Source organism: Mucilaginibacter paludis DSM 18603 (assembly GCF_000166195.2).
Taxonomy (GTDB): Bacteria; Bacteroidota; Bacteroidia; order Sphingobacteriales; family Sphingobacteriaceae; genus Mucilaginibacter; species Mucilaginibacter paludis.
Genome location: NZ_CM001403.1, coordinates 768,150 through 789,657, shown reverse-complemented (window position 1 = coordinate 789,657; position 21,508 = coordinate 768,150). Strand labels below are relative to the sequence as shown.

General features: G+C 42.3%; 21 protein-coding genes. 8 read left to right on the top strand and 13 right to left on the bottom strand.

What is annotated here, in order from left to right; genetic code table 11:
- Window positions 1-14 precede the first annotated feature (14 nt).
- The 7 genes from MUCPA_RS03450 to MUCPA_RS03420 form a co-directional block, all read right to left on the bottom strand.
- Entirely contained in the window at window positions 15-971 is a 957-nt protein-coding gene (locus MUCPA_RS03450) for a FecR family protein (RefSeq protein WP_008504464.1), read from the bottom strand.
- A gap of 73 nt (window positions 972-1,044) precedes the next feature.
- Entirely contained in the window at window positions 1,045-1,629 is a 585-nt protein-coding gene (locus MUCPA_RS03445) for an RNA polymerase sigma factor (RefSeq protein ID WP_008504463.1), read from the bottom strand.
- Between the two features lie 435 nt (window positions 1,630-2,064).
- A complete protein-coding gene (locus MUCPA_RS03440; protein ID WP_008504461.1) occupies window positions 2,065-2,784 on the bottom strand; it encodes a hypothetical protein in 720 nt (239 codons plus the stop codon).
- Between the two features lie 37 nt (window positions 2,785-2,821).
- Window positions 2,822-3,484, bottom strand: coding sequence for a phage tail protein (locus MUCPA_RS35645; RefSeq protein WP_008504460.1), 663 nt, complete (start codon window positions 3,482-3,484; stop codon window positions 2,822-2,824).
- 6 nt (window positions 3,485-3,490) lie between these two features.
- Complete coding sequence (locus MUCPA_RS03430) at window positions 3,491-6,334, bottom strand: hypothetical protein (RefSeq protein ID WP_008504459.1); 2,844 nt, start codon at window positions 6,332-6,334, stop codon at window positions 3,491-3,493.
- A gap of 251 nt (window positions 6,335-6,585) precedes the next feature.
- Window positions 6,586-6,975 (bottom strand): hypothetical protein, encoded by a 390-nt coding sequence (locus MUCPA_RS03425; RefSeq protein ID WP_008504458.1) that lies wholly within the window; start codon window positions 6,973-6,975, stop codon window positions 6,586-6,588.
- 70 nt (window positions 6,976-7,045) lie between these two features.
- Entirely contained in the window at window positions 7,046-7,669 is a 624-nt protein-coding gene (locus MUCPA_RS03420; protein ID WP_008504457.1) for a hypothetical protein, read from the bottom strand.
- Window positions 7,670-8,190: 521 nt separating this feature from the next.
- Between MUCPA_RS03420 and MUCPA_RS03415 the strand changes: the two genes are divergently transcribed.
- Genes MUCPA_RS03415 through MUCPA_RS03400 form a run of 4 tightly spaced genes read left to right on the top strand, consistent with a single transcriptional unit; the run spans window position 8,191 to window position 10,743 of the window.
- On the top strand, window positions 8,191-8,649 hold the full coding sequence (locus MUCPA_RS03415; RefSeq protein ID WP_008504456.1) for a hypothetical protein: 459 nt from the start codon (window positions 8,191-8,193) through the stop codon (window positions 8,647-8,649).
- Window positions 8,650-8,661: 12 nt separating this feature from the next.
- Window positions 8,662-9,303 (top strand): hypothetical protein, encoded by a 642-nt coding sequence (locus MUCPA_RS03410; protein ID WP_008504455.1) that lies wholly within the window; start codon window positions 8,662-8,664, stop codon window positions 9,301-9,303.
- Window positions 9,287-10,072 carry a sensor histidine kinase gene (locus MUCPA_RS03405; protein WP_008504454.1) on the top strand — a complete coding sequence of 262 codons (786 nt, stop codon included), beginning with the start codon at window positions 9,287-9,289 and terminating at the stop codon, window positions 10,070-10,072. The genes MUCPA_RS03410 and MUCPA_RS03405 overlap by 17 nt, the downstream gene beginning before the upstream one ends.
- Window positions 10,073-10,074: 2 nt before the next feature.
- Window positions 10,075-10,743, top strand: a complete 669-nt coding sequence (locus tag MUCPA_RS03400) for a response regulator transcription factor (protein WP_008504453.1) — start codon at window positions 10,075-10,077, stop codon at window positions 10,741-10,743.
- A 46-nt stretch (window positions 10,744-10,789) separates the two neighbouring features.
- Here MUCPA_RS03400 and MUCPA_RS38115 read toward each other — a convergent pair whose 3' ends face one another.
- The 4 genes from MUCPA_RS38115 to MUCPA_RS03385 form a co-directional block, all read right to left on the bottom strand.
- Window positions 10,790-10,978, bottom strand: coding sequence for a helix-turn-helix domain-containing protein (locus tag MUCPA_RS38115; protein ID WP_050982013.1), 189 nt, complete (start codon window positions 10,976-10,978; stop codon window positions 10,790-10,792).
- A gap of 116 nt (window positions 10,979-11,094) precedes the next feature.
- Window positions 11,095-11,463 (bottom strand): hypothetical protein, encoded by a 369-nt coding sequence (locus MUCPA_RS38780; RefSeq protein ID WP_233276841.1) that lies wholly within the window; start codon window positions 11,461-11,463, stop codon window positions 11,095-11,097.
- A gap of 14 nt (window positions 11,464-11,477) precedes the next feature.
- A complete protein-coding gene (locus MUCPA_RS38775; RefSeq protein WP_233276840.1) occupies window positions 11,478-12,089 on the bottom strand; it encodes a hypothetical protein in 612 nt (203 codons plus the stop codon).
- A gap of 296 nt (window positions 12,090-12,385) precedes the next feature.
- The gene (locus MUCPA_RS03385; RefSeq protein WP_008504449.1) at window positions 12,386-13,537 is read right to left on the bottom strand and encodes a WG repeat-containing protein; all 1,152 of its coding nucleotides are present in this window, start codon (window positions 13,535-13,537) and stop codon (window positions 12,386-12,388) included.
- Between the two features lie 377 nt (window positions 13,538-13,914).
- Here MUCPA_RS03385 and MUCPA_RS03380 point away from each other — a divergent pair, with 377 nt between their 5' ends.
- From MUCPA_RS03380 to MUCPA_RS03360, 4 genes are all read left to right on the top strand, one after another.
- The gene (locus MUCPA_RS03380) at window positions 13,915-14,361 is read left to right on the top strand and encodes a hypothetical protein (protein WP_008504446.1); all 447 of its coding nucleotides are present in this window, start codon (window positions 13,915-13,917) and stop codon (window positions 14,359-14,361) included.
- Window positions 14,362-15,165: 804 nt separating this feature from the next.
- A complete protein-coding gene (locus tag MUCPA_RS03370; protein WP_008504445.1) occupies window positions 15,166-15,669 on the top strand; it encodes a hypothetical protein in 504 nt (167 codons plus the stop codon).
- Window positions 15,666-17,105, top strand: coding sequence for an ankyrin repeat domain-containing protein (locus tag MUCPA_RS03365; RefSeq protein ID WP_008504443.1), 1,440 nt, complete (start codon window positions 15,666-15,668; stop codon window positions 17,103-17,105). The genes MUCPA_RS03370 and MUCPA_RS03365 overlap by 4 nt, the downstream gene beginning before the upstream one ends.
- 13 nt (window positions 17,106-17,118) lie before the next feature.
- On the top strand, window positions 17,119-18,096 hold the full coding sequence (locus tag MUCPA_RS03360; protein ID WP_008504442.1) for an ankyrin repeat domain-containing protein: 978 nt from the start codon (window positions 17,119-17,121) through the stop codon (window positions 18,094-18,096).
- A 41-nt stretch (window positions 18,097-18,137) separates the two neighbouring features.
- Here the strand turns inward: MUCPA_RS03360 and MUCPA_RS03355 are convergent, their stop codons facing one another.
- Window positions 18,138-20,777: a hypothetical protein gene (locus tag MUCPA_RS03355; protein WP_008504440.1), complete on the bottom strand. Its 2,640-nt coding sequence runs from the start codon at window positions 20,775-20,777 to the stop codon at window positions 18,138-18,140.
- 150 nt (window positions 20,778-20,927) lie between these two features.
- Window positions 20,928-21,437: a type VI secretion system tube protein TssD gene (tssD, locus tag MUCPA_RS03350; protein ID WP_008504437.1), complete on the bottom strand. Its 510-nt coding sequence runs from the start codon at window positions 21,435-21,437 to the stop codon at window positions 20,928-20,930.
- Between the last annotated feature and the right edge of the window lie 71 nt (window positions 21,438-21,508).

The following is a 21,508-nucleotide window of genomic DNA, read 5'->3' as shown; positions in this document are numbered from 1 at the left end:
GGCTGGTTGCTTTTTTAGTATATAATTAGTTCATTTTCCTTCCTCCTGTATTGATTATTGTGAATATTGCATATTAATTTCAGGGCACTTTCTACAGACTTGTTTTGTAATAAAGTGATGGTGTAGTGGTATTTAAGAACATCCGGATTAGTGGATGATAGTTTTTGTTTATACCGGTTATAAAACACCAGTGCCAGTTCGTCAAACGACGCTTCATGAAGCATGGTGATCCCGTTAACCCAACTGCCGCTTTCTTCTGCTGGAAGATCATTTCTTTGCAGCAAACCTGTAATATTGTTATATACCAGGCCCTGGCTGGCTGTAATAACAGCCCCTGGTTCCATATTTTTAACGGTGACGCGCACATGGCCTGTTTTAACCAATACCGACGTATAGTGAAGTTTTCCGTAAGCTTTTACATTAAAAGAGGTGCCTAACACGCGGGTGTGCAATTTGGACGTATAAACCTCGAATGGATGTTTAGGGTCTTTGGTCACCTGGAAGAAAGCCTCTCCTTCGTCCAGGTAAATAATCCTGTGCTGGTTAAATGTAGCTGATGTATAGTGAAGCACACTACCCGCGTTCATCCATACTTCAGAACTATCAGGCAGCTTTACTTTTTTAAGTTCGCCTTTTGAGGTTTTTACTATATCAAAAGCGAGGCGCAAGTCTGGTGCCTGCGATGACCGGTAATGGAGGAAAGTGAATAGCACCCCAAGGAATAGGGAAGCCGCCGCGGCATAAGGCCAAAAATTCAATTGACGGACTTGCTTTTTTTGGGCAATATGCTGGTCTAACGCGCCGCGAAGCTGAGACTCAATCCGGACTGCAGTCTTCTCGTTTTGTAATGGTTTGACGTTTTCCGCATAGCCGAAAGAGTCATACCAGCCATCCACCAACTGGGTATCAATTTCGTTGAGCTTGCGTTTGGCGTATTTGCGCAGCAGTGTTTTAAAATTTCTTTTCCTCACCTGTAGTATGGGTTATTTACATCATACACAGGTAAAGAGGCCAGAGGTACCTTAAATAATTATTACGGTTATGTTAATGTTTTATTAATAGGGTGGCCGCAACGAATAATACTGCCAGGTCCTCATCCATAAATTTTTTATTTAAGGAGGAACGCAGACGGTTAAGGGCCTCTGTGATATTGTTTTTTACGGTTTGCTCTGCCAGGTTCAGGTTTTGGGCTATCTGCCTGATGGATAGCTGGTCGCTCCGCATCAGGAAGATGGCTTTCATGGTTTGCGGAAAACGATCAACTTCAGACGCTACAAACGATTCCAGTTCCCGGTAGCGTTTAGGATCGTGGACCTCATCCTGCATTTCTTCCATGCGGTACATTACTTTTTGAAGCACATGTTGCTTTACCTGGCTGGAATTAAAATGATTGATCACTTTATTTTTAACGCTCCTTAACAGATAAAACTCCAGGTTCGCGGTAGTCACATTCAGGCTTTCCCGTTTGTCCCAAAGCTGCATAAATATTTCCTGGGTTATATCCTGCGCCAATTGTTCGTCATTAACGCGCCTGTAGGCAGCTGCAAAAAGTTTTTTCCAATAAGCCTGAAAAATATCAGCAAATGCCTGCTCATCACTTTTTTGTAATCTATCGATCAGATCAGGCATTTATTTCTCTTTTTTGCCGCAAATATAAGGTGCTCTTGTTAATGTTACATTAACAAATAAAATGACAGATTAAACTGAAATTACTTATAATCAGATTACACGAAACATTATTTGCTGAAAGGTAAAACTAATTACACCGGGCCAAAGATTATTTCGATGGGACAACTTGCCTTTACGCGGTTATCTCATTTGCCCGAAGTATCAGCGGATGCTTACCGTCAGCGCATCAAAAGGTTGAGCGCTTACTACTGTTATTACCATTACCAGGCGAAATGTAAGTGCCGTTGTAGTGCTGAACTCGGAACGTGGAAGAAAGATCATCAGTTGATATTTCCGTAAAAATTGAGTTTTGATGGAAGCGGTTATTGTTGAATGGGATGGTGCCTGTTATGCACCATCGGAATACCCCATAAAATTCAATTGGAAAATTGATGATCAGTTAATCCTTAATTGTATCCAGATTCCCGAAAAATCATAGGTGCGGTTTGTCCCAGGGCAGGTACATGACCATACTCCTCCGTTGTCCACAGGATCGGTATACGAGCCAACTTCACCGGTGCCAGGGTCATAAAGCTGGGTGCTGTTTAGTGCAATCCAATGAGTGCCGTTGTCCACAAGAATCATTTGCAACTGGGTGTTGTTCGGGCGGTTGCTATAGTTTACCGGCCCGGCTATTATCATATTGCCGGCATCGTTAATGCCGGCGAGCAGCGTAATTTCAGTGTTTAAAAGCGTACCTCCCGCACCTGCATTAGTGACATGCAAACTGCTGAACATATTCATTCCGGCATTATTATATTGAACGGTTATACGGTCTGGCGGATAACCAAATAGTGTAGCAATATACACCAGCGCGGATGGCGGGTTCATATCCGAAACCGGATTAAGATACTGGTAAACAGCATTTGTGGCATCTGTGTTTAAAATCCCGGTAACCTGGTAAATACTTTGAGCGAAAGCAAGCGGGTCGTTATTGTACGAAACTTCTGGCCCCGGCTGGGTGTATCCTGATGCCATATTTTCTGTATTTAATAAATACGCTTGCTGATTTTGCTGTTGGAGCCCAAAATTCTGTAGCAGTGCTGCCAGTGCAAATGCCCCGCAGCTATTGCTGCCAGCCGGTTGAGCTATGTTTATAAATGCGTTGAAAGACATGAGTTTGATTTTTAAGATTAATGAGTTTTTTTGTTAGCTATATGAATTTTATAATGTAATAAACAGACACGTTTTTGGGCCTCGTTTCAAAGCTCAACTTTACTTCGGAATAATCTGCCGATGGCTGTGATTGGTTTTTTGCGGGCGGGGGCGGCGTTTTGCCATGATCTGTTACCGCCTCTCCTGAATTGATATCTGCTTTAATAGTCGGCACCACTTTTGCCGAACCTTGGTCGGCAATTTTGATGGTAATGGCTTCCTGCGGCTGTGTGTATTTATGGAGGTGATACTGAACAGCATCTTGTTCAATCGAGCCTACATCAATGCTTGCCGAAGTATCGGGTAATATCCTGTTGGCAATGTCCGGGTCGTTCCCACTGGCCATGTCCACCATTCGCAAAAAATACCCACGGTAGTCTGGAATCCTGAATACTGCACCCTTGTCATCCTTTCTATTGTATGTTGTACCCAATACAGCGAATAACATCCCATAATCCGCGCAATTCAACTTCCGGCCATCGCATATCATCCATCCCTGGCTTTCTGTAATTGTGCTGTTTAAAGGCTGATCCTGTACTGGTAGCTTTAATGGTAGTGGTAGCGGTGGTGATATTTTTCCGGCAAAAGCTATTACGGCTCCAATTGGAACTCCGGTAGGCATCATGGGTAAATGACTGTGTCTGTGATGATGCGGGTGCATAATTATCTATTTAAAAAGTGAATAATCGGGTAATTGATTACCTTCCTGTACTACTTGCATATCGGTTGGTACGATGATGTCGAGATGTTTCTCTTCTCTATCGGTTTTGTCCCAACTTTTTATTTGCTTTAAATGAGCCGCTATCTTCAAATCGACGTCATTTATCGGCACAAATGGATATTCGGCCCCCCAAATAGCACCGGCGGATAAGTAGTAGAGCAAATGAAAATTACACTCCGGTTTTACAGGAAGAAAAACAGTGGCACTTGATGCCTGTAAAAATGGCCTCAATGAACTATCACTACATCTGGGCATTTGGTCTGGATTATCGGGATAATCATCAAACCGATAAGTCATTTCATCCCATTCAATGGCTTTCTGTAAAAACTGTGTGTATTGTTGCCTATTAACAGAAAACGAAGGCGGTGATAATTGATCGTCATGGCCTACCTTTTGGGCATAAATATTTAGCATCATATCCAGGCAGTTTTTATAAATGCTTGTCCGCTCGATGCTGGTTATTTGTAATTGATTTGTTTGTTGATGCCGGCTGGCGAAACTCGTTATATCGTGATCGTATCGGTCCATCATCTTCTCATACGCCTGGTTAATTTCATTAAAAACGGTCATCTTCCATTCATTCATTTTTGTGTCCGCAACTGTACATGTTATCACCACGTTCAATATAATGCCTTTTGTTTGCGCTGTTTGTCCGTCGGGTAAATTATCGCCAATTATAACCAACTGAACTTGCCCGGTTTCATTATTGAGCGTAATGGGGTTTACAGGAGCGATGCTGCCATTTGTTATTGTAAAAGCCGTGGAACTAATAATCCCGGTTGCGTTAGTTGATGTTACTCCTGCGGCGGACTGAGCCGTAATTATTGCTGTGCCAGCAGCATAACCCGCAGGTATGATGATGCTTTTTTCTGATTCGCCGGGAACCAAGGTTACACTGATAACAACCGGCTCTGGCGGTGGCAACAGTTTGGTGAGATGGAAGGAGTTTACCAGCTTTGCATAGTTTTGAGCGCTTACATTGTCAAAACAATTAATTTGATTATCTGCGGGAGATAAGGGTTTTGCAAGGTTTATGTTATTTAACGCTTGCTGCGATGCTATAAAGCCAGAAGCCGGGCTATCGAGCTGTAATTCAAGTAAAAAACGATAACCATAGTTGTGAACGCCAATACGATAAACTTTATTTACCCACCGGTATATACACCTTAAATTTTCAGTGCCGGTGGTGTTATTAAAGATGCTGCTCGTTGTTTCTTCCCGTTCGCTGTATTTTGAAAAAGATCTTGATTTCAAAACAGCTTCGTTAATCCGGTTAAGCGTTTTATTAAGCACCAGCGAAGTAAAGGTATTGGTATCTTCTGAAGATGACGGATCGGCATGTGTTATTGTTTTTGTATACGACCCGTTAAGAATGCCCTGTGTAGGTGGCCCGTACGAAGTACTCAGGTTATTGTAGGCAACCGTTTTTGTTAAAGCTGCAACTGTTTTTTGCGCCTCTATACACAATTCCCCTGTCGTTTCCTTTGATTCGTTACCAGAGTCGGTGCTATTGTTATCCTGCAACGTAGTTTGCTCTCTGGTATTGGTTAAGCTGCGGCTTACAATTTTCTTTTGTTCGCCTTTTAAAATATTTTGTATTTGCGCCACTTCGCCCTGCTGGTAGCGAAGTAAACGATATTTGGCCACTTTTAGCTGACCTATTGCATAAGGCACCAGCCAGCTTTTTGTATCAACGCGTACACTACCTGTATAAGGTGGAAGAGGAAATACTGGCATGGTAAATACTTCTGGATGGGTTGCCTTTGCTCCCTTAGCCGGAATACCAGGTAAAACGATGGTAGCTTTCAATAATTTATGTAGCCATTCTGTTGTAAAAGTTAAGCCTTGCTCGGGCAGTTCCACATAAAATTGCTGCATGATATTCCATACCAACAATATTTTATTTAGGGCAATAAAAAAGGTTTCATTATACCCGTTGGCTATAGTAAGGGCAAAATAGTTTTGCCATACCTGGTCAATAATTGCGGCGTTGACTGGCGAATGGCAAAGTGAGGTTAATGTATCGTAATCATCATATTTAAAAAAATTTAAAAGTGAGTTTTCAAGTTCATCAACCCGGCTCGCTTCGCGAAGCAAGTTATAAACATCAGGAAAAGTGTTGAATGGCGCCGGTACTTGTTGCAGGTTGTAAAAATATTGCCCGGCAAAAGAATCTTCGTTTTGTAAAAAACGGATCGCCAAGTTTTCCATCTCCTTCCGGTTAGCCAGCTGAGCTTGGGGTACCAACAAGCAATATAAGGAAAACGTTCCGGCTTTTTCAGCCGGGTAACTTATAAAGTGTTGCGAGTTGCTCAGCATTGTTTCTGCCGGCCAGGGTTTAACGTAGATATATGGAAACAGCGGCGCATCAATTGATAAATTGCCTGTAAAGCTATCAGCATTGCTTTCTGAAACTGGTGGCAGTGGCGGTTCTGGCGGTGAAGGAGGCACTGGTTTTGGGTATGGAGCTGTCAATTGGTATATTGCGATGGTTCCTTCAAAACGGTTGGCCGGTGTGGGCGCGTTGTTCTGGCCATAGTCGAAATCGCCTCTCAATACAATTTCATAATCATTTAATTGTGTGCTCAGGCCACCTTTAATAAAGAAGCCGTCGGGCGTGGATTCACTTACATCACTGATTGTAGTTCCCGTTAAGGAACCTGAAGTTAAAGCGTAATTGTCTCCTATGCGAATAATACTATAGTTAATACCTGGGATATTTTTCTCAGGTGTTCTTTTAGAGAATTCAGAGGAGATTTTTATTGCTTTATTTACGATAAAATCAGTCATGATGAGCTGTTTTATAAAATGAATAAAACAACCCGGGAAATAGTTTCCCGGGTTGGGTGAGCAGTAAAATCAGGCGTAAACAACAATTTGCAGCGTAAACATAAGTGCGGTAGAGCGGGGGCCGCCGCCCATTAAATATCGGCGCTCTTGATACCAAACAATGATATTTCGGTATTGAGCTGTGAAATAATGGCGGAGTCATCCATTGGCCTTCTGTAATCTGCGAGGCAACGCCAATCCAAATGGCAGGTTTAAACTTCTGAAACCGGTGGCAATGGCGGTTCTGGCGGTGAAGGCGGTTCTGGTTTTGGGTATGGATCTGTCAATTGGTATATTGCGATGGTTCCCTCAAAACGGTTGTACGGTGTGGGCGCATTTTTCTGGCCGTACTTGAAATCGCCTTTCAATACAATTTCATGATCATTTAATTGTGTGCTCAGTTTACCGTCGATAAAGAAGCAGTCTGGCGTGACTTCACTTACATCACTGGTTGCAGTTCCGGTTAACGAACCTTCACTTAAAACGAGATTGTCACCTGTGCGAATAATACTATAGTTAATAACCGGGGTATTTTTACCGGGTATTATTTTAGAGAATTCAGAGGAGATTTTTATTGTGTAATGTACGATAAAATCAGTCATGATGAGCTGTTTTATAAGATGAATAAAACAACCCGGGAAATAGTTTCCCCGGGTTGGGTGAGAAGTAAAATCAGGCGTAAACAACATTTTGCAGCGTAAACGTAAATGCAGTAGAGCCCGGGCCGGGGCCGCCGCCGCCCATTATAATATCGGCGCTCTTGATACCAAACAATGATATTTCGGTATTGATCTGTGAAATAATGGCAGAATTCATCAATTGGCCTTCTGTAACCTGAGAGGTAACGCCAATCCAAATGGTAGGTTTAAACTCAAATACTGCTTTTTGCTGAGGAGCAACACCTGTTTTGATAGCCAGTAAACGACCATCTTTATAAACATTAGCGTTCATTGCGCCACTGGCCAGCGCATTATAAACATCTATCTCGTTCAGGCTACCTGCGTTCTGACCCGAATATTGCAAAATATCGCCCGAACCATTTTCCACTACATTAAAAAGCTGCCCGTTGGTGGCTGGCAGTAGCGGGCTATAGTTACCCCAACTGTCGCTGGCAGAAACAAACATCGCCATCGGATACACGAAAGGATGGTTCCACCCCTGTCCGCAATTTTCAATTACCTTCCACGCTACGGCGATTTCATCGTAACTGGTAGTTTGATTTCTTTGGAAGATCACAATTTGTGAGTTGTTCCGGTCATTGGAATTGTTAATGAAATTTAATTGAACGTCTACCATTTTGTTTTATAGTTTGATTGTTTTTCTTACTCTATTCGGGGCTTTTCAGATTCCACCCCCCGCATAATTTACCTGTGCGGGGCAAGTCAGTTTTTTTAGTGGGGCAGACTCCACTGTTTGCAAACATCTTTATGATCAGGTAATGCTTTATTACTGGTATATTTTATTAAAAAAAGCTTTTCTTGGCTGATCTGCATATCGTGAATCTCGTTTAGATTTAGTGTAAAGAAACAGCTCCCATCGAGATTTAAATAGCGTGTTAGTACCTTATTCAATAAACAGGTAGAAATACCTGCATGGCGGGAGGTAAGCGCCAGAGTAGCTTTTTCTATACGTATTACCAGCCCGGTAAGAGTTTAGTTAAATGGTGAAGTATTATAAAAATATTGTTGATTTAGTTCACTTAAATATTATCTTTAACACAGTAAATTACAGATGATCTATCTGTCAGTTAATCAATCTCTCCGAAGCGCCTGTAGTTTATCAAATTGTATAATAACCAAACCAAACCTTAAACCAGTATGTCAAATCAGTACCTTTCTGTACCAAAATTTCGCGCCATTAGTGATAAGAGAATTAGCCTTGATCTCGCTCGTGTCAGGGTCAAGCGATGGTTAAATTTCATGCGAGATCTGTTGGGTCCAACAATACCTGACTCCAAAATTCCAAGGGCAATTTATATTTCAATCGACGATATTAACCAACTAATCAGCGCCTATCCTGAAGTGGAACTTAAGGGAATTAGAGTGTATTTCGGCCTTGCCGGTGAAGACCATATTGAACCCGCCAAAGTTACAGATTTGCGGGGCCTGCTTGTGCCCGTATTGTATGCCAGCGCCGTTAGACCACAGGCTGACTATATCATGACCAATTCCCCCAATCCAAATGATACTGCTATCTATGATTTTACGGCGCCATGCCCTCAATTTTGCGACTTTAGCAGTGAACTTTACGTTGCGATGCCTGAAAGATGCTGTTAGTTGAGCTTATAGATGAAGCATGTTTATGTGATTATTGTGGTGCCGGCTACCATACTTGTGCCGATTATAACGGGTTTCGTTAAAAAGATTTATAACGATAAGCTGTTAAAGGGAATGTTATTTTACCTCCTTTTTGCTGCGCTGACGGAAATCACTTCGCGAGTATTGGGAAGTCATCAAATTAACAATTTACCATTACTCCATTTTTATACTATAATTGAGTTTTTATTTATTCTACGTTTTTTTCAACTCGCATTAAATGCGTCATCAGTTATCCGGTTAACCCGGTGGCTGATGGTTATTTTTACGGTGTTCAGCATATTTAATTTCATTTTTATTCAAAGCATTCACGGGTTTAACTCATATCCAAGATCAATTGCAGCGCTAATTATTATTGGTTTTTGCCTGTTTTATTTCTTTAAGTATGGCGGGGCAGAAAACAAAAAAAAATGGATTTACGAACCGGCGAACTGGTTGGTTACAGGTGCATTAATTTACTTTGGCAGTTCTTTATTCTATTTTGCCTTTTTAAACCTGCTCAACCAAAGCGCATCCCCCACGGTGTATTTCATTTTTGCTTACATCCATGCAACGCTGGTAATGGTGATGTACTTTCTTTTTACGATTGGCTTTTTATATGCAAAAAACGAGTGATAATGTTTTCATACTGCTCTTGTTTTGCATCGGCGGGGTATTTATGCTGGTTGTATCGTTTGTAATTATTTTTATCCGCCATCAAAACAAACTTTTAAAGCAGCAACAGTATATCCGGTTTTCCGAAGCGGCCCACCAACAACAGCTGCTGCAAACGGTAATCGAGTCGCAGGAAGCGGAACGCAAGCGCATAGGGGAGGATCTGCACGACGACGTGGGGACGGCGCTTTCTAATCTGCGCATCACCATCGAAATGTTTGATCAGCATACGCCGGCAAGTTTTAAAAATAATTGTAAAGTCATCATTGACAAGGTTATACAAGATGTTCGGCACATCTCGCATAACCTCTCACCTATTGGCATTGAACTTTACGGATTTATGGGTGCCGTTGAAGAAATGTGTGAATCGATTACCTTAAACGGCAAACTCCGGATTGTTGTTACCAACAACGCGGGCGACTTTGCCGGTATACTGAGTAAAACAACTTGCATGAGTTTGTATAGAGTAATTGAAGAGCTGCTCAACAATACCATAAAACATGCAGATGCCACTGAGGTAAAAATTATTTTTGAACGCGATGACAACGGAATCCAGATTGTTTACAATGATAATGGCCGGGGATTATCACCATCGCCGCGAAAGGAGAAAGGCATGGGCTACCTTAATATTGAAAGCAGGTTGAGTATCATTAACGCTGTTTATGTGATTGATTCGCTCGAAGGAAATGGTTTTAACATCCGGATCACGGTGGATACATTAAAAAAATAGTAATGGAAAAAATACGAGTGGCTATAGTAGATGACCAACATATTTTCAGGCAAAGCCTGGGCTTGCTGATCAGTAGCGTACCCGGTTTTGAATTGGTTGCCGAAGCTGCCGGAGGGCCTGAATACCTGGAGATATTAAACACACTGCCACGTTTGCCACACGTAACCTTATTGGATATGAGTATGCCCGGGATGAACGGAATAGAACTAAACAGTATTTTACAAGAGAAATACCCGGAGGTTAAAATAGTGATCCTCTCGGTGAATCTGCAGGATAGGCTGATCTCAAAAATGATAACAGAAGGTGCTGATGCTTACCTTGTTAAAAATTGCGATAAAGACGAATTGATAACCGCTATACAAGCCGTATACAAAGCAGGCTTTTACATCAATCTGCAAACAATGCAAGCCTTACAGCATTACTCGGACAGTAAGAGCAGGCAGCATCAGTATCTTAACGCCACCGCCACTGATATTACCAGGCGCGAGAAAGAAGTATTGGAAATGATATGCAAGGAGCTTAGCGCCGCTGAAATTGCAAGTAAACTTTATTTGAGTGTGCGTACCGTTGAAGGGCACCGTAATAACCTGATTCTTAAAACAGGTGCACGTAATACAGCAGGCCTGGTTATATTTGCTGTTAAATCCGGCTTATATAACGTTGGTATATAACATGAAATCTACCCTCCCCGAAACCGGTAAATAAGGCAACAGAAAATTAAATGGTGTCCGGTTTTGGTATCGTTATTAAGTTTGGAAAGTCGTCAAAATCGGCTTGCGGTTGCCAGAAAACTTGGGCCTGCTTAATATCAACCCGCTTACGGGCCTGGGCAAGGTAGAAGTTTGCTGGTACGTGCAGCCAAAACCCCGCTGTTGCATTAAACGCTGCACTTAAGCGCGAAGCCATCTCAGCGCTAACGCTTTGCTTGCCATAAATAATGGCCGATAAAGTTTTTCGGGTTGTTCCCTAACCTGTTGCAACCTGTTCTGCAGTCAATTTATTTCCCGTAATTGAGCCATACTTTAAGCTATACCCATTACCTGGTAAAGTTCCTTTATAAACCGCTCTATATCGCTGCTCTTTCTAAGCGAGCTAATAACAGTAATAACATCCTGCTTGCGCTTTTTATCGGTTACATTAAAATACATGTTAACATCGGTACCTGCATACACCATGTTGATCGATCTGCGCACGGTCTGAATGTGTGCAAATGCGTCAAAAGTATACTGCCTGTTAAGATACTTAAGCAAACCTGTTCCTTTAAAGATTCGCGTAGCCGGATCAAAAGTTATTTTGGTGTAGGCCGCAATAAAAAAAATAGACGCCAAAAAAAGCACAATAGCAGCAACAAATACTTCAGCTAAAAGATTAGTTGATTCTTGAATGAGCAAGAAAAACCCTATAATTAAAATATTGCTCCGAAAACTAAAAGGCCAACTTTTTTACTTTTGATAGCATAAACATGGCCGTCCTGCTCAAAAAAGCGGTAAGCAGTTATCTGCTCTGCAACATAATCAGCCGGGCTGTTGTACCTATCAAGGTAACTGTGTATTAACGGAACCGCCTCATTTACAAAAGCTATAGCGTTTGGGTCGTCGTTTTTACTAAAACCTGATGACACTACAATTCCTTTACCATACTGCGCATCTTTTAAAAACAGATGATACTTATAAGTTTGTAAAGTTGTTACTGCTTTAATTCCCTGCAACTGTGCCAACGGAATGGTTGTGGTTGGTAAAAAGCCGAACAGCATTTTGCGCATCGTTCCTTTGCGGTTATCAAATTGAATATATGTGCCACCAAAACTCCAAAACGCGACAAGCATCAACACAAAAAAAAGGACAACTGGCAAAGATTCGGTTATGGATGTATTTTGATAAGTGATATATAATATGATAAGACCGGTAAAAAAAACGGCCAAAATTGCGGTAAACACATAAAAAATACCGTAAGGATAAATGGTTACACCATTTGGCTCGATCTTCCACCGGGTTTTGGAAAGGCTTTTTAACGACATACTCAGTATATAAAGTTAATTTGCTAATAGCAACAACCAACCTTATTGGTAGTTTTTAATTATTGCGATTTTATGCCAAATATTTCAAAAATAATTTGTTAATAGTTAAATTGTTACAGCTACTTATTCACCTATGCCGCGTCTTTATTACCGCCCTTGCTTCTGCTTATTTTTATTAGTTTGCAAAGTGTAGCACAGCCGCCACCCAAAGGCGAAGGTTGACGTTTTTTATAAAGAACCATTATAGCATCCGCATAGTTATGGAACAAATATGTAGTAGAAGTAATAAAATAGAATTACCGCTTGTTTTTCCAGGCCACTGCAATCAATTTATATCCGCCTGCTGTGCGCAGAAAAGAAAAATGTTCCTGGTAGTTGATTGTTGTGTTGTTTTTGAAATGAGTGACCACTACATCAAATAAAGGGTAATCTGCAACGTTGACATCTCCACAATCGGTATAGTAAGTTTTAAATCGTGTTTGCGTGTAGATCATCGGGTTCAGTTCATCCGGTATCAACTGAATATCTGTTTTGCCTTTTTTAAGGCGTTGGAGCTTTTTTAATAATACTTCGTAATATGCGGCAAAGAAATCCTTTCGGGGATAAAATTTCCGGATTTGATTTTTAAACAGGCCTTCTACGCAAATCATATCAAACGAATTAAGCCGGCAGGCGTGTTGAACGTGAGCCAGGTAATAGTTATTAAACCATAGGTCAAATTCTTTTTCATAGTTAACAAAGGAATAATAGCGGCCATCTTTCGCTTTAAAAGAAACACGCAAGGTGGTATCAGCCGGTTGATCGCTCATTTGCATTGAATGCCAATTTAAGTTTTGCAGTTCACTGCTCTCCAGGCTATCGGCTATCACATTACCTTTCGTATCAACCAGCGCTGTAACGCCGTCCCATCCCCAATGTTCACAAGGGTTATGCTGATCAAAGGCGCTTCCGTCCGGGCAAACACGCCTGCCATTATAAAGCACTTCGGCAAATCCGTTATGAAAAGGCCGGGCGTCATTATACAGCGCCGCGATCGCTATTTTCCCGTCGGCTCCCAAAAAACCTACTTTATCTGTTTTAGGGTCGCGGAACCTGATCTTTCCTTCCTGTTCGCAATCAAAGGTCATATCCCATACATAGAGGCTGTCTTTGGCCACCATCTTTCCGTTTTTCAGCAGGTAATAAGAGGTATTGGTTCGCTGGTTGTTAACGGCAATAATATGCTTAAATACGGAAGCCCTGGTTAGTCCGCTAAAACGGGCAGTGATCTCTACCCGGCCCGAGCTGTTTTTATAACCTATTAATGCTGTTTTTTGATTGTAATAGCCATACCAATTAGCTGATTTTTGAGCATATCCCGCATTGTAAAACAAGATTACACAAACTAAAAGCAAAGCATAAATGCCTTTTGATGGCCTGGCGTTACAGGGATTGCGTTTGCTCTGCATAATAAATATTGAAATTCAGCCTTTTAATTAAAACCAGAATAATCCTGTTTAATATTTTCATTCTGTTAAAACCTAAAATATACTCTAAATGTTTAGCAATTAAGATGGCGAAAGATATTAAGGCAATACAATGCCCCAAATGCGGCAGCGTTTACAAACAGGAGCTTAAGCCTGCATTTTTATAAATGCCAAAATTGCAGAACCGAATACTATCTTGAGAGTGATGACGTGCATATTTATCATCATCACGAACGTTTACCACCTGTGCAAAAACCGCCCGATCGTTATGCAACCTATACAGGTAAATTGGTAAATAATTACTTGCTTGGCCGCACGGAGTGATATTTTTAATAATTGCATTGCAAACGATAACCGTCATGAAAAAAATTAATAACTATTCACTGCGCATTTGCTGTAGCTTACTTTGTTTACAGGCTTTCACTATAACCTCTTGTGAGCATCATCAAAAAAACGAAACAATTAAAAAAAAGCACACTGCAATAGCTAAACCCGCTGCATCAAACCAGGAGGACCAGGTTGTTAGCCTGATTACGAACCTGGATGAGGTAAAGCGCAAAACCGCAGAAGTTAAAAAAGATAGCAAGGGTAAAAGAAGTTTAGTTACTTACGTTGACAGTCCGCCTACCGGTAAGGACCCTTATTACTGGGTAAAAGTAGCTGAAGATAACGGCGGCAGTTTGGTAGCTTACTATACCTTTGCCGTTGACGGTAAAACCCACCGCATCAGTTATTATGATGTGATAACCGATTCTGTTATTTCGTTGGAGCAATGGCGCAAAACAGTAGCCGATAACGAGCGGTAAATCAACATGGCGCATTTAGAAATTGTCTATATCGGGTAGGCTCAACGGTACTTATTGGGCTAAGGCGTTTAATCAAGCTTTGCCAGCTCATTCAAGGGTAAGTACCGGTAGTTTCTTTGCCGGCTTTATTGGTGAAATATACGTATACCCAGTTTTGTTTACATGCAGCTATCCGGTCCATATCCAGTGTAACCTTATTGCCTTTCAATACATAAGTTTTGAGTTGAGTGCCTCCGCAGTTTTATAAAAATAAGCCTTTGGCACTGTTACCGTATAATCACCGGCCACGGCATCCGTTATTTTGCTGTATAGACCGTTAAAATCATCGGGTAAATGATCTGTACTGCAATGAGAAAACGATGCCTTTATTTTCTCTTGAACTACAGTGAGCGTTGCTTTGCAGTCTGGGTCATTTAAGTCACTTTTAAGCACTACTGTGCCACCTTTCAGCGTGCCTTCTCCGCTGTAATCTCCCGTTTGCGAGTTACCTGAATTCCACCATGCAAAAATCTCTGCCTTTACATGGCCCCCATGGTTTTGAAAAGAAATAACGCTGTAAGCCCCATTAGTATTCTTCTTTTCATAAGTGCCGTTTTGGGCATCAAATGATGTGAAAGAGATAAGCAGGACGATTAAGAAAGCTGTTATTCTCAGGTGATTCTTAAAATAACAAACGGAGTTAAGTGATACGGATATTTTTGATTTTCAGGTTAAGATTTGATTAAGCATTAAGGCTTTTAGTAGGAAATATATCCAAACAATTGATCATTCATTTGGTTTTTACCTGACAGCAAAATTGTTCACATGTTATTAGGTTCAACCGATACCCGTCAGCAACAGCACCATAATGAGGAAGCATTGATCATTCAATTACTTAGTCAAAGCCGTTATGCAGAGGCCTATCTACTGTTGCAAAACGAACCGCCGAACATTCCCTCAACCCAATATAACCTGGCCCTATGCCATTATTGGGCCGGTAATTACCGGGAGGCGCTGATCTGCCTTGACAAAGCCCGGGTGGCCCTACCTACCGGGAACAAGCATCCTTATGCTCTTAACAATCAATTTTATACCGCTATCCTGCGGCAGCAAAACAAGTTGGACGATCATCGGCAGGCCATCACCAAAGGTTATGTTTCTCTTTTTAGCGTTTGGGTGCACGATTCCATTATACGGCTTCAAACAGATTGCTGGCTGCAATTAGGAGATTTTTCAAAAGTGATAGAAGTTGCCGCGCCTATAGCACACAAAAATTATCAAAACGTTGCTGATGCCTTGCAGAAAGCTAAAAATCAAACCAGTTTATGAATAACGAATTTAAACAGATCGAAGACGCTTACCTGGCTAACCTGTTTGCGCCCGGCAAAGTTAATTTGGCTGATCTATACAAAGGGCTGCCAGATATCAATGTGACTAATGATTCCGGAGAGAACCTGTACCATTTGGCTGCCCGCTTTACAGACACGGAGGCCATCTTGTTTCTTCAAGATGCAGGCCTGAAGCCCATTGCCGGTAAATACGGTAATACGCCCTTGCATGCACTTACTGGTACCCGGTTTGATCTGGACGGCCCGGATCTGGAAACCAGGTCGGAAAAAATTTATGCTACTGCTAAAGCGCTGCTAAATTTGGGTGTCAACCCTAAAAAGAAGAATGATTCTGGCAAACTGGCTTACTTTGAAGCCGGCCTGCTTTATATGTATCCCTTTGTTGAGGCGATGGGCGATGCCGGCGTAAAGATGGATGCCATACAGGATGAAGGTAAAAACCTGCTGCATACCATTTGCGATAAGCTGGTTCATCGTAAAACCATTCGTGGGGCCGTAGAAGCCGCTACCCGTACCGTGCGTGTACTGATAGAAAAAGGTGGTATTGACCTGGAAGACAAGGACGTGTTTGACACTAAACCATTAACCTATGCACAGCGCAGCGGCGTAAAAGAGATAGCGGCCTTGCTATCCGGCGATGAAGGCGATATAGCTACCGGTGGCATGACTATTCATGAAGCTGTATTAAATGGCGATGCGATTGCTGTTGAAGCCTTGATTAAGGCAGGTGTTGATCTCAACGATTTTTCTGATCAATACCGGCGGACGCCTTTAATGCTCGCCTGTGAGTATCCATCGTTGCAGATGGTGCAACTATTGGCCGATGGTGGCGCTGATATGAACTTTCGGCCGGGCAATGGCGAAACTGCGGCTTATTATCTGGTTACCAATGGTGTACACAATTTTGGCAGGGGCATGAGCAAAGATCTGAAAGATGTAGTACTGATACTGCGTACCTTAATTAACCATGGCCTACAGCTTGATGCTGCAGTGAACAATGAAAGCGATACTGTATTAAATGTATTGTGCCGGGCTGGTTATTTAGCCGACTTAAATACAGCACTGGCCGAAGAACTCGTTGAGGCAGGCTGCGATATCAATAAGCCTGATGCATCGGGCAAAACACCACTAATGTCATTTGCGGAGCGTGGTAACGAAATTAAATACAACATAGCCGAGCTGTTACTGGATCACCATGCCGATACTACTTATGTTGACGGAAACGGCAACACAGCACTGATGTACGCGGCAGCAAACCCCGATAAAATGTCGGGGAAGAAACTGGTTTCGCTATTGTTAGATCAGGATCCGTCCGTGGCAGACAGGGTGAATAACGCCGGCCAAACTGCAATGGATATTGCTATAAAGAATGATAATGAAGCCGTAGTAAAGCAATTGCTCGAAGCCATGGCTTAAAACCAGATACCTTATGGATAACATGTTTTTAAACGCATGTAAAAATGCGCAAAAAGGAGTGATACAGGCCTTTCTAAAAAAGGGAGGCATTACCATCGACAAACGCGACAGTTTAGGCAATACGCCTTTGTACTATGTTTGTACTAAAGGTGCTAAAGATATTGTTAAGATGCTGATTGATGCCGGCGCCGATGTAAACCTGGCAAATAACATCAGCGAAACACCCCTGCATTGTGCAGCCCGCAACGGAAGTAAAGACGTTATTAAATTACTTGTTGACGCCGGTGCCGACGTAAATGCAAGCAACAATATTGGGCAATTACCGGTATTCTATGCCGTACTGGCTTATAAAACCGAAACAGCTTTATACCTCATCTCGCTCGGCGCTGATACTACTGTTAAAGATAATGCCGGTTACAACATACTTGACCATGCTACGGCCAACGGTATGCGTGATCTGGTTGCAGTATTATCAGCAAATAATAATACTGCACAGAAAGACGACCACGGCAATACGCCGCTTCACCAGGCGGTTTACAATAACCAGAGCGAAACTGTTATGGCTTTATTAAAGGCAGGCGCATTGAATGTAAACGACCTGAATAACAACGGCGTTAGTCCGTTGATACTCGCCATCAATAATTCTAATATGCACCTGGCCGAACTGCTGATCAAAAACGGGGCAGATGTAAACCTGCATGTATTAAATGGCAACTCGGCCCTCCATTATGCAGCCGGGCAGGGAAATCAACATTTGGGCAAGCTATTGTTAAATACCGGAGCCGATATTAACTCGCGTAACAGCTATAGCGAAACACCGCTTATTGTGGCGGCGCAATTGGGTTATAACGATTTTACAGCGATGCTGATTGAAAATAATGCTGATGTAAACGCGGTAGATAACGATACCCACAGCGCTATGCACTTTGCCAGCGAACGGGGCTACACAGAAATTGTAGAGCAATTATTAATAGCCGGCGCATCAAACTAAATCGTTATGCGCCGGTTTTTGGTTCTGTTGTTGGGTGGTTTTTATTTGCCGTCGATAAAGTCGCGTAAGTAACTGCACTCATTCACCGCTTGTTTATAAAAAGCCGTGTTTTTGTATTGTTGCATCTCAGGGAAATAGCTGTTAGTTTTAAGCATTTTTATATAGGCTTTTTGGCTTTTATCATAATTATCATAATCTCTGTACGAAGGTGCTTCATGTTTCTTTTGATCGCATTTGGCTGCCATAAAAGTGCATTTGGCTTTAAACTCCGGGTCGGCGCTTAGTTCACGCGCTTTTAAGTAATACTGTTTAGCAATCGAAGTTTTAATATAGTCAGCATCGTAATAGTATATGGATTTTCGCCCAAAATCATAAGATGACCATGCATATGTAATCATATTATAGGAGTTACCATAGGTAGAAGTATTGTAAATGCCTGTAGCCATATCAAAATAAACGCTGGCATCGTTAGGTGTAACTTTGAGTTTGGCCTCCAATTCTGCCATTTTTTGGGCAAATTGTAGCTTGTTTAATCCCGTTGTTATTTCGTGTGGATAGTCGTTAATAGCCGTGCTAAAAGGGTCGCCATCTGAAACGCCTGCTTCTTCGGCCCGGGGGGAGGTTAATTTAGATTTCACTTTACGGAATGACACCAAAGCATCCTGGTAGTGATGTTCCCGGAGTTGTATGGTGCCAAGTAATTCATAGAGCTTATCGTAACCAATCTGTTTTAAACCATCGCTCAAAAATGTAAGGTAAGGATCAGTCGGCGTGTTGGCTTTCCAGTTGATTATTTGCTGGAGGTGTCCGGTATGCAGAAAGTTGTACCAAAAGTCGGGCATTTGCTTAAACGTATCGTCCCTGTAACTGGATGAATTGTTGTTTTGGCTTTTCAGCAAAGTAAGGGATGCTTTAACGGTATCGCCCTGGCGAAGATAAGCTGGTGCCAGTACATAGGTGTAAAAGTTGCGCTCGGTTATGGCAAATTGGTTATGGTTTGCCGGCGTTTCGGGGTAAATATCTGTAGTATGCTTGCCGCCTGTAACTACTTTATTGTGCAGCCATTGCAACGAAGGCAATAATGCGGCCTCGTCTACGGTTGTTAGCTGCTTGAGGCGCTGGGCCGATAATAACAAATTAACGATCTGCTTTTGATCAGCCAGCGCCGGACTAAGTGGCTGCCCGTCCAGTTTTGACAGGCTGCTTAACCCATCATCTGCTTTGTTTTGCATAAAACACAGGTAGGCATTTACCAGCAGGCCTAATTGGGGCTCCTGGTACTTCTTGTCGTTAGTCAGTTGAGTACAAAAACTCTTTAGCTTTTCGATATGTGTATTATATTTAGCTTTGATACTATCAGGCATGGCCGCAAAAAAGCTACCCTGCTGCAATGCTGTTTCATGAAGCGGCCTATTGCCGAAATGCCTAATAGCAAACCAGGACATGCCGATAATACCCACTATCATCAAAACGCCGCCCGCTATTTTGCCGCTTGTTTGTCCGGGGCGTTTTCTAATCATCCAGATCATTATGGTGATGCCTGCAAGCAGAATGACGAAGCCCGTAATTAATGGCCATTTGGGTGTTGCAATTACTGCTTGATCGGTTTTTGCGCGACCCGGCTTGGCGCTGTATGCTTCGTCGGTATTGTTATCCAATGCCTTTGTTAAATAATATTGTTCCAGCTTATTGATCTCTCTTACCAACAGTACGCCCACAATGGGAGAGGAGGGCGCTTGTGCATAGCTTTGTTCCAGATCATCCGTTTCAATTTCGGGGTTGGCAAAACCTTTAATGGCATACAGGTTTGCCTTTTCTGCGGGTGTACCGGCCATCTTCAATACATCGTCAAACGGCGCGCTGATGTAATGATAGTTGCGGTAAGCCTGTAGCCTGCGTTCCGGATAATCGGCAAACACCTTTGAGAACAGGTAAGCAGCCCTGACGGTGTCGCCAAGCCTGCGGTCTTCACCGGCTTTGCATGACAGGGCCCAGCCTTTTACATGGCTTTTAGATGGAGCATTGGCAATATGCTGCTCATAAATTTCCTGCGCCTGCTTATAATCCTTGCCAAAGTGAAACAAACGTTGCGCCTGATAATAATATCTCAGCTTGATAAAGTCATCACTTATGCTGCCGGCTGCTGTCAAGGCTTTTTGTACAGCAACCGATAGTCCTGCTGTATCCAAGGGGGCTGGGTTCCACAGATCATAGGTTTTGTTGGCCAGCGGCTCCACCTCAAGCGCAAACCTATAGTATTGTAAAGCTGCGGCGTGCTCCGGCTGTTTTAGCGCTATTAAAAAGCTATTACCCGCCAAACTATCAGCCAGGGCTAAGTCCTGATCGAGCAAGTGAATTAATTTTTTCTTTCCCGCATTGTCCAACTTATACATTGCAGTTTCTACATCCTTTGCTTTAACAGAACCACCAAGGTACGTTGCCCACTCACCCGAATTAATGGCCGCCTCGCTCTCTGGTTCTGCTTCATCGTAGGTAAACTGAAAATCAGTATAGTAAAATGAGCCGTAATCCTTTTTACCCTGGGTATCGGCATGGAAAAAGGAGGTATAATAATCGTAAGGGTCTAACTCTCCTCCGCAAGCCAGTACAATGATCAGGCTGCTGAGGAGTATACCAGTTAAACTAACGAAATAGAGCAGCAGTTTTTTCCAGGGTTTCATAAGGTTAATGTTTGAGGGCTATTGTTGCAGGTGAAAATAGATAATTTTTAAGTATCTGATGAAATAAAAGGTATTGTGCTGCATCCTGCAATTGTTTTGCCGGCGCGGTTTTTCAACCTGATTTCGTCGTTCCTGCTTGGCCTAATTGTCTTACTGCTCAATGGTAATGCCGTTGATGGAGATCTCCTGGCAGTTAAGGGAAATAGCATAAGCACCAAAGGAATCGCTGTACGTACCGGTTGACAGCTGTTCTGAATAGCTGTACAGGCTCGCCCGTTTAAATTTGATAGTGCGGGGTGGGTTTTTGCCGTAAGAATCTACAATACTGATGGAGCCATCGAAATGGTTTTGCTTTTTAGCAAAAACTGTTAACAATTCATCACCTATCTTTTTTGCGTCTACCGTTAGATACACCGTGCCGGGATTTGCCGGAAGTTTGCTTTTAAGCGAATCTTTAACAGCGGGGGCAGCCGGTTGCTCATCATAGCCGCGTGTAAGCGCCGTGGCTACAGAATTTAGTTCTGTAACGATTGTCTTACCGCCGTAGCTGATGGTCATCTGCATCTTCATGCGGTTTTCTTCATTCTGTGCATAGGTTGCTTTTGTGAAAGTAACAGATAAAAAAATAAAGGCAATCAATAGAGCGGTTAGATTTTTCATAGATTGTTCGCTTGAAGCTAATTAACAAATGATGAAAAAGATTGTTTGATGTGTCTAGTCCTGAAATAGGT

Coding starts and splice junctions, on each gene's coding strand:
- MUCPA_RS03445 (WP_008504463.1), bottom strand. CDS start 1,629: ATGCCTGATCTGATCGATAGATTACAAAAAAGTGATGAGCAGGCATTT.
- MUCPA_RS03440 (WP_008504461.1), bottom strand. CDS start 2,784: ATGTCTTTCAACGCATTTATAAACATAGCTCAACCGGCTGGCAGCAAT.
- MUCPA_RS35645 (WP_008504460.1), bottom strand. CDS start 3,484: ATGCACCCGCATCATCACAGACACAGTCATTTACCCATGATGCCTACC.
- MUCPA_RS03430 (WP_008504459.1), bottom strand. CDS start 6,334: ATGACTGATTTTATCGTAAATAAAGCAATAAAAATCTCCTCTGAATTC.
- MUCPA_RS03425 (WP_008504458.1), bottom strand. CDS start 6,975: ATGACTGATTTTATCGTACATTACACAATAAAAATCTCCTCTGAATTC.
- MUCPA_RS03420 (WP_008504457.1), bottom strand. CDS start 7,669: ATGGTAGACGTTCAATTAAATTTCATTAACAATTCCAATGACCGGAAC.
- MUCPA_RS03415 (WP_008504456.1), top strand. CDS start 8,191: ATGTCAAATCAGTACCTTTCTGTACCAAAATTTCGCGCCATTAGTGAT.
- MUCPA_RS03410 (WP_008504455.1), top strand. CDS start 8,662: ATGAAGCATGTTTATGTGATTATTGTGGTGCCGGCTACCATACTTGTG.
- MUCPA_RS03405 (WP_008504454.1), top strand. CDS start 9,287: ATGCAAAAAACGAGTGATAATGTTTTCATACTGCTCTTGTTTTGCATC.
- MUCPA_RS03400 (WP_008504453.1), top strand. CDS start 10,075: ATGGAAAAAATACGAGTGGCTATAGTAGATGACCAACATATTTTCAGG.
- MUCPA_RS38115 (WP_050982013.1), bottom strand. CDS start 10,978: ATGGCTTCGCGCTTAAGTGCAGCGTTTAATGCAACAGCGGGGTTTTGG.
- MUCPA_RS38775 (WP_233276840.1), bottom strand. CDS start 12,089: ATGTCGTTAAAAAGCCTTTCCAAAACCCGGTGGAAGATCGAGCCAAAT.
- MUCPA_RS03385 (WP_008504449.1), bottom strand. CDS start 13,537: ATGCAGAGCAAACGCAATCCCTGTAACGCCAGGCCATCAAAAGGCATT.
- MUCPA_RS03380 (WP_008504446.1), top strand. CDS start 13,915: ATGAAAAAAATTAATAACTATTCACTGCGCATTTGCTGTAGCTTACTT.
- MUCPA_RS03370 (WP_008504445.1), top strand. CDS start 15,166: ATGTTATTAGGTTCAACCGATACCCGTCAGCAACAGCACCATAATGAG.
- MUCPA_RS03365 (WP_008504443.1), top strand. CDS start 15,666: ATGAATAACGAATTTAAACAGATCGAAGACGCTTACCTGGCTAACCTG.
- MUCPA_RS03360 (WP_008504442.1), top strand. CDS start 17,119: ATGGATAACATGTTTTTAAACGCATGTAAAAATGCGCAAAAAGGAGTG.
- MUCPA_RS03355 (WP_008504440.1), bottom strand. CDS start 20,777: ATGAAACCCTGGAAAAAACTGCTGCTCTATTTCGTTAGTTTAACTGGT.
- tssD (WP_008504437.1), bottom strand. CDS start 21,437: ATGAAAAATCTAACCGCTCTATTGATTGCCTTTATTTTTTTATCTGTT.